At 62.9% G+C, this 12,209-nt stretch carries 9 protein-coding genes and 1 tRNA gene; 4 read left to right on the top strand and 6 right to left on the bottom strand.

All coding sequences use genetic code 11. From position 1 onward, the window contains the following. Positions 1-1,630: hypothetical protein (locus AOP77_RS12375; RefSeq protein ID WP_062211165.1), on the top strand; the 1,630-nt coding region annotated here is incomplete at its 5' end. Between the two features lie 128 nt (positions 1,631-1,758). Here the strand turns inward: AOP77_RS12375 and AOP77_RS07005 are convergent. Next, positions 1,759-2,550, bottom strand: coding sequence for a L,D-transpeptidase family protein (locus tag AOP77_RS07005; RefSeq protein ID WP_160300060.1), 792 nt, complete (start codon positions 2,548-2,550; stop codon positions 1,759-1,761). A 165-nt stretch (positions 2,551-2,715) separates the two neighbouring features. Between AOP77_RS07005 and AOP77_RS07000 the strand changes: the two genes are divergently transcribed. Continuing rightward, entirely contained in the window at positions 2,716-4,371 is a 1,656-nt protein-coding gene (locus AOP77_RS07000; protein ID WP_062211159.1) for a DUF389 domain-containing protein, read from the top strand. Positions 4,372-4,421: 50 nt separating this feature from the next. Here the strand turns inward: AOP77_RS07000 and AOP77_RS06995 are convergent. The 4 genes from AOP77_RS06995 to tmk all read right to left on the bottom strand — a co-directional run bounded on the left by AOP77_RS06995 (position 4,422) and on the right by tmk (position 7,924). Continuing rightward, a tRNA-Thr gene (locus AOP77_RS06995) sits at positions 4,422-4,497 on the bottom strand. A 40-nt stretch (positions 4,498-4,537) separates the two neighbouring features. Then, the gene (locus AOP77_RS06990) at positions 4,538-6,118 is read right to left on the bottom strand and encodes an alpha/beta hydrolase (protein WP_062211156.1); all 1,581 of its coding nucleotides are present in this window, start codon (positions 6,116-6,118) and stop codon (positions 4,538-4,540) included. A 34-nt stretch (positions 6,119-6,152) separates the two neighbouring features. Next, complete coding sequence (locus AOP77_RS06985; protein WP_062211153.1) at positions 6,153-7,289, bottom strand: DNA polymerase III subunit delta'; 1,137 nt, start codon at positions 7,287-7,289, stop codon at positions 6,153-6,155. Continuing rightward, positions 7,286-7,924 (bottom strand): dTMP kinase, encoded by a 639-nt coding sequence (gene tmk, locus AOP77_RS06980; RefSeq protein ID WP_062211150.1) that lies wholly within the window; start codon positions 7,922-7,924, stop codon positions 7,286-7,288. Before tmk ends, AOP77_RS06985 begins: the two co-directional genes overlap by 4 nt. A gap of 166 nt (positions 7,925-8,090) precedes the next feature. Here tmk and AOP77_RS06975 point away from each other — a divergent pair, with 166 nt between their 5' ends. Further along, positions 8,091-8,789 carry an SGNH/GDSL hydrolase family protein gene (locus tag AOP77_RS06975; protein WP_062211147.1) on the top strand — a complete coding sequence of 233 codons (699 nt, stop codon included), beginning with the start codon at positions 8,091-8,093 and terminating at the stop codon, positions 8,787-8,789. Positions 8,790-8,801: 12 nt separating this feature from the next. On the opposite strand, the gene AOP77_RS06970 is transcribed toward AOP77_RS06975, so the two are convergent. Next, positions 8,802-9,839, bottom strand: coding sequence for a Gfo/Idh/MocA family protein (locus AOP77_RS06970; protein WP_062211144.1), 1,038 nt, complete (start codon positions 9,837-9,839; stop codon positions 8,802-8,804). Positions 9,840-10,098: 259 nt separating this feature from the next. Here AOP77_RS06970 and AOP77_RS06965 point away from each other — a divergent pair, with 259 nt between their 5' ends. Continuing rightward, a complete protein-coding gene (locus AOP77_RS06965) occupies positions 10,099-12,156 on the top strand; it encodes a CLIPPER-2 domain-containing protein (protein ID WP_062211141.1) in 2,058 nt (685 codons plus the stop codon). Positions 12,157-12,209: the final 53 nt, after the last annotated feature.

Raw genomic sequence — 12,209 nt, 5'->3', positions numbered from 1 at the left:
AGCCGACTTCTCTACCGGCAACTACACCCCCTACGACGAGGAGAAGTGCCAACCCCCCGTGGTGTGCACCGACGGAGTTGGTGAGTGGCAGAACGCAGTGTGGCACACCTGGACTGGTGGACCTATCACTTCAGACGACGGACCGTCCCCTGACGCCGATGGTTGGAACGCCACCAGCGGTGACCCGCAGTCCGCAAACCACGCACTTATCTACCACATGCCCGGCGTGCCCTACTTCGTGAGCAAAGGTAACTCTGGCAACGGTGACTGGTTCCTCTGGACCGCTGATCAGCCGTCCGACGAATGCCCTCCGCCTCCGGTCGACCTCTGCGCCAACATCGACGGCGTCCAGACCGTAATTCCTGAGGGCCGGATCCAGGATGGGGTCGACTGCAAGATTCCTCAAGAGCCGAAGCTTGGCGGGTCGTTCCTCCAGCCAGTGTGCGACGGCGATGCCCCATGGGTGAACTACAAGATCGTGCTGACTGACCCCGACGGCCAAGCCACACAGCATGAGGTTGCGCATGTCACGTTCATCGATCCTGAGGACGAGACTCGGACCACCGAACCCATCGAGATCGCGCTCAACACCGTGTTCGACGATGCGACCGGCACCTACACCTCCGAGGGACGCTTCCTGTGGCCCGGCGCGTCTGTTGCAGCGGACGGCATCACTCCCACGGGTTGGCCTGGCTGGGGTCAGGATGCGGCCGGCAACTGGGAATCGTTAGGCGACGGTAACTTCGGATGGACGCGTGGAGGAGTCACGATCCTGATGAAGGTCAATCCGGAACTCACCCAAGAGGGCGTTAACTACCCTCCCGCGACTCCGGACTGCGCTACCGCGCCTCCCGTGGATGTCTGCCAGTGGGACCCAGAAACGGGAACCGCGAACATGGTGACCATCACGAACCGCGAGAACCTCAAGGACTCGGACATTCTCTGGGTCGATGGTTCCGAGTGCACCCCTCCGCAGTACGAAGTCTGCCAAAGCGACGAATCCGGCACAGTGTGGTCATCGCTGATGGTTTACGAATACCAGTTGACGGAGGATTCCAAGTTCTGGGACTCCGATCCGGAGGTGGAGAACGGAGGCTGCGCAGAGCCGGCAACCCTCGGCGGAACGCTCATTTCCCCGGTGTGCGACGGGGATGTCCCGTGGCTCAACTACAAGGTGGTGTTCACTGACCCGGACAATCAGTCCACTAACACCACCGGAATGGCCACTATTACATTCCACAGTCCCTACGCGAGTACCCCAGACGCGAATGGCGTGATCTGGGACGACGAAGTCGTCGAGGTACCCATCGGAGAAGGTCGGATTCTCTGGCCCGGAGCTTCGACCGACGCTGACGGCAATCCCACTGGATGGCCCGGCTGGGGGCTCGACGCCAACGGTGAGTGGATCGCCATCGGCAATGAGAACTTCGGATGGACGCGTCAGCCGAAGGGAATCAAGGTAACCATCAAGGTGAACCCTGAAGCCAACGCGACCGTGAGTTACCCGCCAGCGACCCCATCGTGCGCAACCACGCCACCGACCGAGGTCGACCAGGTACTCGGAGCAGCACCGCTTCCGGAGGCCACCTCCGCTGTCGCGGTCGTCGCCGAGGTCACGTTCGCCGGATAGCCCTCCCGCACTAGCGAACATCGCAAACGCCCGTCTCGAACGAGACGGGCGTTTGTGTGTGTGTTGCCGTGCCGCGCGCAGGCACGGCAAAACTGAGTGCTCTCTCGAGTTGACCGTTGAGAGGAGTCTTAATCGTTGATGAAGACCGGAGTGCCTAGCGGCAGGCCAATTTTTGTCGCGATCTCCGTGACCGAGTCATTGGGCATACGTATACACCCATGCGAGACCATGGTGCCAATGGACGACGGATCGTCAGTCCCGTGAATACCAATCACGGCGTCGCCGCCATTGAACGAGTCCAGGACTGGGGAGTAGCCCGAAAGCCCATAGGCGTACGGCCCGTAGACCCCATCGGGGTTGGGCGGCTGCAGGAGCTCTCGTAGATAATAGGTGCCCCCGGGGGTGGGTAGTTCATCCTGCCCCACGCCGATGGGCGTCTGGAACACCATGTCCTCGTCGTCGTAAACCTTCAGATTGAATTCTTTGAGGTCAACGTCAATCCAGAACCGAGTGTCCGCGAGGGACACATCGTCGGTCTCAATCCAACCGGTTGACCCGTTAGGACGGGTAGGCAACCACACTTCGAGCCAACCGTCGGTGACGGTCTTAACTAGAAATACGAACGGAGTCTGATCGGGCGCAGTGAGGACGTCGCCTGCTTGCAGGGTCGTGAAATCAGATTTATTTGGGTTGGCGTAGACATCAATCGTGTTGCTCTTGGACGTCGCAATCTGCGAGAGCGTGTCACGAGTAGGCACCGCCACAGTCGTAGGGGCACTTGTGCTACCGCCGCTGGTAATTGCAGGAACGGAGGTCGCCGACGTTGCCGAGGGAGTAGCCACGGGATCGCTCGACGAGCACCCGCTCACCGCCAGCGCGAGGACGGTCAACGGCACGGCAACTCGCACAACGATTCTCAAGAGCACCCCCTCAGCGACTTGGACGTTTACGCCCACACTACGCCTCAAAATGGTTCCGCGAAAGGGTTCACGGACGGCCCCGGATCACCCTCAAGAACCTGGCGCGCATCCCCACCTTCGCAGGACTACGATTAGCGCATCGTCCCGGGTAGAGGAGTGTCACGCATGAATGAGACAAAGGTCGACACACCCGCCAAGAAGAGCTTCGTGACCAACATCGAGTACGCGGCGCAGGCAGTAGGAAACCCGGCATCAATGCGCGGCCTCTTCGCCGTCATCGGCGGACTGTTGGTTCTCCTCCTGCCCCAAGTGTCCAGCGCACTTCTGCAGCTCATCCTGATCGTCGGCCTTACCCTGTCCGCGGGGTCGGACGTCGTATACGCCATCATTGGCCGTCGTCGCTTTGGCAAGCGAGGCAACCGCTTCCTGGCATTCCTGCGTGCGCTCGCCACCGTCGTCTTCCTACTCCTACTGCTAGCCGCCCCGTACATCTCCAACGAGGGCGGAGAGATACGCCTTTCAATGGTCGTCGCGATAGTGGGCCTCTACGTCATGGTGCGCGGACTCATCATCGTGATTCATGCGCTGGGCCACAAGGAGGCCACTCACCGCGGCATCCGTATCACGGGCGGAATCGCAGCGATCTGCATTGGTGGTCTTGCAAATGCCGCCCCTGAGCCCACCACGAACACGCTCATTGCGGGTGGTGCAGCATGCGCCATCGTGGGCGGACTCGTCCTGGTGGCATGGGGCTTCAGGCTGGTCGAGACGGGCAACACCAAAATCGACCCCCGTACCGCCTCGCTTCCCGAGGTTCTCTGGGACTGGATCCGCGGCTCCAACGTGGGCAACAAACGACGCGAAGAACTCGCGGACACGCTCTACTTCGAGAACCCCGGCAAATTCGACAAGATGTCCTCGTGGTGGATCATGCTTGTACTTTCCGTCGCGATTGCCACCTTCGCAGTACTGGCCGACTCGACCGCCGTGGTCATTGGCGCCATGCTTGTCGCGCCGCTCATGGTGCCCATCCTTGGTCTAGCTGGGGCACTAGTCAACGGCTGGTCGCGCCGCGCCTTGCAGTCGGCACTGTTCGTGGCTTCCGGCGTAGTTGTATCAATCCTGCTGTCTTACGCGTTCGCAGCGTGGGTACCTGTGGCTACAGCGCTCGACACCAACTCTCAGATCACGTCCCGCGTCACCCCAACATTGCTCGACATGCTGATCGCGGTGGCTGCCGGTGCCGCGGGCGCCTTCGCCACCGTGAACAGTCGTGTCTCCGCGAGCATCGCGGGAGTCGCCATCGCCGTCGCGCTGGTGCCGCCGCTTGCTGTCGTCGGCGTCACACTGCGGGCGGGCAACACGGACGATGCCGCGGGTGCGTTCCTGCTCTTCCTCACCAACTTCGTAGCGATCGTGATCGTTGCAGCAGTGGTGTTCGTCCTTTCTGGTTTCGCGAGACCACGCGCGCTCCGAGAGAACCCGACCAAGATGATCATCACCGTGGTGCCGTTCATCGCCCTCGCCGCCGTCATTCTGCTCCCGCTTATGCTCACATCCGAGGGAATCGTCTCGTCGGCGACCAAACAGCGCGACGCACAAGCAGTCGTCACGGACTGGGTAGGCGACACCGAGGATCTGCTCGTTCAGGATGTGACCATCAGCGATGAAGAGGTCACGGTGTCGCTGATCGGCTCGGGCGACACACCTGCAGTCGACCAACTTCAGCAGGCTCTTTTTGAAAAGCTCGGCAATGAGGTCTCCGTCACGGTAATTCTGACTCCCGTCACGACGACGCACTTGCCGATCCCCACGGGGTGACACCTCCGCCAATGCAGAAAGGCCCGGTCACATGACCGGGCCTTTCTTGCTGGAGCCGCCTGTGGGAATCGAACCCACGACCTTTTCATTACGAGTGAAACGCTCTGCCGACTGAGCTAAGGCGGCGAGCCCGAATATTCCCGGGCCGAGCAGATAGTCTAGCGGGTCAACACTGCTTTCCCGAACTCGGCATCGTACCGTCGACCATGTATCCGTCCACGGCGTCGATCACACACTGGTTGGAACGTCCGTAGGCAGTGTGCCCCTCGCCGTCCCACTCGAGCAGAGACGCATTGCCAAGACGGTCAGTGAGGGATCGTGCCCACTTGATAGGAGTGGCTGGATCGTTCGTGGTGCCCACCACCAGGATCGGCCCCGTCGCGCTCGTCGCGTCAAGGTTTTCGATGTACTCGTTGGCCTCCCACTGCCAGCCGTCGCACCCGGTTCCCGCCGCGTACGCAAAGCCGAGCGTGGGCGCTGCGGCGATCACGGAATCGGCGAAGTCGTTGTACTCCTCGATCGTGTACGGGTCTTCGAGGGGGGCATCCATGCAGCCGATCGCCGTGAACGCCTCAGTTGAGTTTGAACTGTAATTGCCGCTGGACGGGTCGCGGTCCAGGTAGAAATTCGCCAACTGGAAGATGACTGACGCCGTCCTGTCCCTGAGCACCTCATTGAGGCCGTTCATGAGATATGGCCATGAGGTCTGGTCGTACAGCGTCACCGCAATGCCATAAAACATAAGAGTGCCGTTGACATCCATGTCATTCCCCGAGGGATACCCGACGTCCTGGGCGGTGACGGTCATATCGTGGATCTGCTGCTTTGCGGTGGCGGTGTCGCTGTCCAGGAGGCACTCCTCCTGCGTGTGGCACCACTCAATGAAGTTGCTGAGCGCGAGTTCAAACCCGCTGGCCTGGTCAACTGAGAGCTGGGTGTCGTCCAAGAGGAAGTCCACTGCGCCGTCGAGCGTCATCCGGCCCACGTTTGTCGGGTAGAGCTCGGCGTACGTCGCCCCTAGCTCCGTGCCATACGAATACCCGAGGAAGTTCAGCTGCTCATCCCCGAGCACAGAGCGAATCACGTCCATGTCTCGTGCGGCGCTGACGGTATCCACGTTCTCCCACACGGGCCCAGTGAGTTCGCGGCAGTTGTTCGTAAAGTCAATGAAGTTCTCACGGGCGGCATCAACGTCGGCCTGGGTGTTGAGCACCACGTCCGGCAAGTAGTACGCGTCGAGCGCGGCCCCGTCGCCACAGTTCACACCCGAGGACTGGCCCACGCCGCGCGGATCAAAGCCGATGACGTCATAGGCATCCAGGAGGTCGTCCCCCGCGATCGACACGAAGTACTCCGCGAAGCTCAGTCCCTCGCCGCCGGGTCCGCCGGGGTTGATCAGCATCGATCCAAGTCGCTCGTCAGAGTCGAGCGCGACGTGACGGTTGATCGCAACGCCAAAGGTGGGACCGTCCGGATTTGACCAGTCAACCGGCACCTGCACGGTCGAGCACTCGAGCTCATCGCACGGCGACCAGGCAAGTTGCTGGTCGTAGACGCGGGAGTCGCCGGGATTGGCAGGGCTTGCTGTCCCACCTGGGGTAACGGCCGATGCACTGGGATCGGTCGTAGAGGCAGTGCTGGGGGTATCGCTGGGTGAGACCTGGTCCCGCTCGGGCACGCACCCCGTCAGGACTAGGCCGAGTGCCGCAATGGCTGCCACTGTTCCGAGAAGGGTGCGCTTGTTCATGCTCTCAAGTTTATGGGGTCGCATTGAAACACCCCTACGTGGCCGGTCGCAGTGCGAGTGCCATAGCCTCGAGCGCGAGCAGCGGAGACACGTTTCCCGCGAGTCGCTTGCGAGCTGTCGACAATGCATCCAGGCACCGCATCGTGTCAGCGAGCGTGGTCCGTGCCGCCAGTTGCTCGATGTGGCTGCGATGCGCCTCGTTGATCAGTTCCACCTGGGCGCCCAGTTGGGTGGCGGCAACGTCGCGGTACAGCGACTGCAAGTCGGTGATGGCGCGATCAAGGACGTCGCGCTTGAGACGAGTGGCCCGCCGCTTCTGGTTGTCCTCTAGCTGCTTGACCTGAGCACGTAGCGCGGGCGGGAGTCGGCCGCCATCATCTGCTCCCAGCGTCCGCAGTAGCGCGTTACGCTCATCCGCATCACGCTCCTCGGAGGAGGCCTTGGCGTCCTGCTCGGAAACAGCCACCAGATCTGCGGCGGCCAGCACTGCGTCACCAACCCCGCGAATCTCGGTGGCGAGGGCCACGATCTGGTCGCGCCGTGCCCGCGCTCCCGGGTCGCGCGCCAGCCTTCTGGCGACCCCGATGTGGCTCTGTGCTGCAAGCGCCACCTCGCGCGCCAGCACGGGATCCACCCCATCACGGGTTATCAGTAGCTGCGCCACTGCATCCGGATCCGGCATGCGCAGGCTCACCACCCTGGAGCGGGAACGAATGGTCACGGCCACGTCTTGTGCAGCGGGCGCGCAGAGCAGCCACACAGTCCGGGGCGGCGGCTCCTCGATGGACTTCAGCAGCACGTTTGAGGTTCGCTCGGTCATGCGGTCCGCATCCTCGACCACAATGACGCGCCACTTTCCCTGACTTGGAGCGCTCTGCGCGACGGAGATCAGATCTCGCACCTCGTCGATGCTGATCGTCACCTTCTCGGTGGCGAGTAGGGTCACGTCGGCATGCGCGCCGGACAGTGCGGTCTGACACTCGCGACACGTACCGCACCCGCCGCTGTCGCACTGTAGTGCTGCGGCGAAGGCGCGGGCTGCATGCGAGCGCCCCGAGCCGGGCGGCCCAGTGATCAGCCATGCGTGTGTCATCGAGTTCGTCGAGCCAACCGCAGCGCGCAACGGCGCGATCTGCTCCTCCTGGCCGACGACGTCGTCCCAGACGCTCACCGGTCATCCCCCTCGGCTACGCGCGCCATGGCGCTGGCCACCACCGCCGCCACGTCAGCAAACACCTCGTCGATGCTATGCGCCGCGTCGATCACCGCGTAGCGCTCCGGCGCACGCGCCGCCAGCTTGAGGAAGCCCTGCCGCATCTGCGAGGCATGAGAGGCGGTCTCGCGCTCCACTCGGTCAAGCTCGCGCTCAAGTCGCCCGGACGCAGGCTCCATGTCCAACACCACGGTGAGGTCCGGCAACAGCCCCTTGGTCGCCCACAGGGAAATTCGCTCCACCTCGTCGCCTAGGCCGCGGGCACCGCCCTGATACACAATCGACGAGTCGAAGTACCGGTCCTGCACCACCACCGCCCCTGCCTCGAGCGCGGGGAGCACCAAGGACTCCACGTGGTGGGCGCGGTCAGCGGCGTACAGCAACGCCTCCGCGCGTGGCGCGACGTGTCCGCCATGCATGATGACCTGGCGCAGTTCGCGACCTAGGTCCGTGCCACCAGGCTCGCGCGTGGTCACCACATCGTGGGATCCGCCCGCCTCCGAGCGCAGCCACTCAGTGAGGCGCTCGATCTGCGTGGTCTTACCCACGCCATCGCCGCCCTCGAACACCACAAAGAATCCGCGCGAGGCCATGTGGCTACGCTACCGGGCGCCACCCACACGGGACGACCGCTGGAGGCAACCCTGGGCGCCCAAGCCACCGTCGCATCGGCGGTAGATACCAAACCGGGCCTAGGGCCGGTGCGAATACCTTGCAGAGGGCGCACCGTGCACCCTGGGGAGACATAGGAAGAGGCACATGATGACCACCCGTTGGGCTCTTGCCACCGCGGCCGCAGTGACGCTCGTAGCCGCCGCCTGCGCTGGGCCCGTCGCTCAGGAGACCCCGTCCACCCCGCCATCGGCCGATGCACCAGTCGCCTTGTTCCTTGGCGACTCCTACGCGCAGGGAACGGGGCTCTCCGAGTCGGAGTTGCCGACCCGGTGGACCACCGTTCTCTCTGGCCGGGCCGGGTGGTCCGAGATCAACGCCGGCTGCAATGGCTCCGGATACACACGCCGCGGCGGCGTATGCGCCACCAACTACGTGGAACGGGTACCTGCACTGGCCAATGCTGACCCAGACATCGTCATCGTATCTGGAGGGGTCAACGACCTCAGTGCCTCGCGCGAGCTCATAGACATGCGAGTGCCCGAGACTTTCACAGCACTGCGCGAGGCCTTTCCTGAGGCTCAGATCTACGCCGTCAACGGCATTTACTACACGGGTCTGGTTACCCCAGCGCTGCTCGCCTACCTCAATGAGGCAGTCGAGCACGCTGTCACCGAGGTGGGTGGGTCCTATGTAGACATTGGCGAGCCACTGCTCGGGCACCCCGAACTTATGGGGCCGGATACGCTGCACCCCAATAGCGCCGGGCACGCGCTCATCACTGACCTGACTCTGCAAGAACTGAGTCGAGTTGGAGGACCGGTTCCGTCACCAAGCGACACCTAGTCAGTCAAACTGCTACTCGCCAGGGTAAATAACACCTACCTGTGCACGTATCTCGTCAAGAATGCGCATGAGCTCAAGCGACTGATCGAGCGTGTGGATCTCGCTCTCGGTGTCGCCGGCTGCCACGCGGCGAGCACACTCCGCCGCCTCGTACTGGAAGCCGTTCTCCACCGTTCCGTCGAAAGTCCAGGGCGTGCCGTCGAGCGGCGTCACCGTCATGACGGTAGGCGCGTAGAACATATCCGCGAGTTCGATGCGGCCCTTAGCTCCGGCCACGTGGGCGACGACAGGCGTGCGCGCCTCCATGGTGGTGGTGAGAGAGGCCTGCGCGTTCTTGCCCGGGTATTCGAAGACCATGGAGACCTGGCCGTCGACGCCGGTCTCCCGGAGGCGACCCTTGGCAGTGATGTGCTCGGGGACACCAAGGATGTCGTGTGCGAAGGCGACCGGATAAATACCGAGGTCCAGGAGGGCACCGCCGGCGAGTTCTGGACGCACCATTCGCTCAACGTGGGTGAGCATCTGGCCGTGATCCGCCGCCACGGAAACGACTTCACCGATATCCCCGCGAGCGATCACCTCGCGGACCGCGTACATGTGCGGCAGGTGACGGGCCCACATGGCCTCCATGACGAACACGCCCTTGTCTCGCGCGGCATCGACAATCAGCTGGGCCTGCGCGGAGTTCTGCGTGAACGACTTTTCGACGAGCACGTGCTTGCCTGCGTTGATGGCGAGCAGTGCGGGCTCGTGGTGGTTGTTGTGCGTGGTCGCGACATAGACGATGTCAACGTCGGGGTCCGCGACGAGCTCCTCGTAGGTGCCGTAGGCGGTGGGGACGTCCATCTCGTCGGCAAAGGCCTGTGCACGCTCCTGGCTCGAGGCCGCGGCTACAGCCACGACCGATGACGCGGTGTGGTTGGTGACGGCATCGGCGAGCTTGCGGGCGATCCCGCCCGCTCCAAGAATGCCCCAGCGGTACGCGGGTGCGTCCATGGGGTCAGGGGCGGGTGCGGTGAACGGGACAGGAGTGGCTTCGCTGGCAGTCATAACGTCACCTTAGCAATGAGTGTGGGCTGCGGCACCCCCCAAGGCCGCGATTCGTTGTTTCCTAGCGCAAATCTCATCGACGTGCCCCTGCGGTTTCGCTCAGGGCACTCAGCGGAGTCTCGTCAGTGGCGCCATCGTGCGCACAAACGAAGTCGCCGCTGACAACAGGAAAGTGAGCTAACAGTCCGGTACTCTAACATGAGCCTTGAACCCACACACCGTCGCAACAAAGCGCGCGGGGAGGTAGGAGTCGTAAGTGATGTCGAGAAACTACAACCTTCCATTCTCACGCTTGGTAGCCGGAGTCGGCCTGACGACTATCGCCTTGTTCGCGCTGGCCGGCACGACCGCAAGCGCGGCCGACTCGTATGAGGAGGAGGGGCTCTCGGTAAGTCTCGAGTACCGCTCGTACACGGACTCCAACGGGAACGGCGTGCAGGATTCTCAAGACGATTTCATCTACGCAATCTCCACCGCAGTCTCGGGAAGCACTACCCGGGCCGAAATTTTCTCTTACACCACGAACAGCATCGAGAACAGGTTCGGAGTCATAGCCGACGGCACCGTAGCCGTCCCAGGCCTCACGGGCGAGCAATTGATCCGCGCATCACTTTCACCGAGCTCCGACCCAAGCGCGTTCGTGCTCTATTTCCTTAGCCTCGGCTACGACATCACACGCGACGGCGAGACGATCGTCGTCGAAACGTCAAGACTGTCCTCCCCGCCGATCGACGTTCGGGGTGCAGCACTAACAGCGACCATCAACGCTTCCCTCGCAGAGACACACGGTGACATCACCGACGGGCTCGCAGACGTGGGCGACGTGGTCACTTACAACGCCACGATCACCAACACTGGAGACGGCGCTTTTGACACCATCTCCGCTCTGGGGAAGTCGGTGACTGGACCCGCTGAGCGAGGCGCCAGTATCGACTTCCCTGCCACGGCAACCCATTCGGTCACCATCGAGGACGTGTTTGCGGGGGCGGTGCCGTCACGGAACGTCGTGTTCACCGGGGACTCCGCGCTCTCGGGTATCGCCGACGTCGTCGAGGATGCCTCCACCCCCGCCGTCCCTACCATTGACGCCAACCTGGGGCTCAGCGTCCAGCTCGATACCGCGTTTCGGGATGCCGCCACTGGCGAACCTGTCACGTGGCCCGAGGTGGGGGATGAGTTGTCGGTGACCGGCGCTCATGTCACCAATACGTCGAACGTAGCGATCGACGGCTACGACCTGATGTCGAGCACTTGTGCATCGACCACTACACCCATCGCACCAGGGGGCACCGACCTCTCGACGTGCCTTCCCTCAAGTCTGATGCTTGACCAGGGTCACCTCGAAGCCGGGGCGGCCTCCATCGCCGTCACCCCCACTAGGGTTTTGGTGGGTGGAACGTGGTACATCGTTGACGTCGGCGATCAATCAATACCGCTCGATGACGGGCTACCCGAATTCACATTCGCCGCCGCGGGGGTACTTGACGATGTCAACGGCGACGGGCTTGCCAACGAGGGCGAGACCATTGATTTCACTCTGACGACCACAAACACCGGACCCTACTCGCTGGACGACCTTCTCTTGCGTCTGACCGACGAGGGAGATCTTTCCCTTGCAGAGGCGTTCACCGCCGGCACGGCCCTCGCACCACGCGACACGGAAACGTTCACGCACAACTACACCGTGACGAAGGCCGATGAAAACCGCGGTTCAATCACTTATACCCCCACGATGTCCCCCTCCCTCAATTCCATCGCGCTCACGCCGATCGCCGCAGGCTCGGTGACCATCGAGGCAGCGGATGGCGCCTACGCTGACGCGTCGGGCCTCGCCGAGGACAACAGGGGGACGGTCACAGTTCCAAGTCCACTCACCCCAGGTGCGACCTTCTCTGCCCTTGTGGGAGGTGCGACTCCTGGAACTGTCGTCGACGTTTACGCCTTCTCGACTGCAGTGCCACTGGGACAACATGCCATCGGGATCGATGGTGGCATCACCCTCACTCTCCCTGAGGAAATCACTGACGGGGACCACCGCATCGGCGTCTACCTGACTACCGGTGACGTGATCGGTTGGGCACCTTTCACCGTAGAGTCACCTGCCGCCGATGCCTCGCCAGCCATGGTGACGCCAACCACATCGGTGAAGGCCGTCGTGCAGAGCGCTGGCGATGCACCGCCAGAGCCGCCGGCGCTGGCGAGTACCGGCCCTGAGAGCGCCGCGGGGATGACTCAATTGGCTCTCGTGCTTGCAGGGATTGGGGTCGTTCTGTTGGCGGCGGCCCGCCACTCTCATGCGGGGATACCGCGCGCCTAACTTAGGCTGGGCATCTTAGCCACTCGTCGGGCGAGTCTCCCCGGTTCTCGCCG

The organism is Demequina oxidasica, from assembly GCF_000975115.1.
In the GTDB taxonomy this organism is placed as follows: Bacteria; Actinomycetota; Actinomycetes; order Actinomycetales; family Demequinaceae; genus Demequina; species Demequina oxidasica.
The sequence above is the reverse complement of the archived record's forward strand: the minus strand, read 5'-3'. Positions and strand labels throughout refer to the sequence as shown.

What these genes read in the sequence shown, in the direction of transcription:
- AOP77_RS07000 (WP_062211159.1), top strand. Translation starts at nt 2,716, where the DNA reads ATGAATGAGACAAAGGTCGACACACCCGCCAAGAAGAGCTTCGTGACC.
- AOP77_RS06990 (WP_062211156.1), bottom strand. Translation starts at nt 6,118, where the DNA reads ATGAACAAGCGCACCCTTCTCGGAACAGTGGCAGCCATTGCGGCACTC.
- tmk (WP_062211150.1), bottom strand. Translation starts at nt 7,924, where the DNA reads ATGGCCTCGCGCGGATTCTTTGTGGTGTTCGAGGGCGGCGATGGCGTG.
- AOP77_RS06975 (WP_062211147.1), top strand. Translation starts at nt 8,091, where the DNA reads ATGATGACCACCCGTTGGGCTCTTGCCACCGCGGCCGCAGTGACGCTC.
- AOP77_RS06970 (WP_062211144.1), bottom strand. Translation starts at nt 9,839, where the DNA reads ATGACTGCCAGCGAAGCCACTCCTGTCCCGTTCACCGCACCCGCCCCT.
- AOP77_RS06965 (WP_062211141.1), top strand. Translation starts at nt 10,099, where the DNA reads ATGTCGAGAAACTACAACCTTCCATTCTCACGCTTGGTAGCCGGAGTC.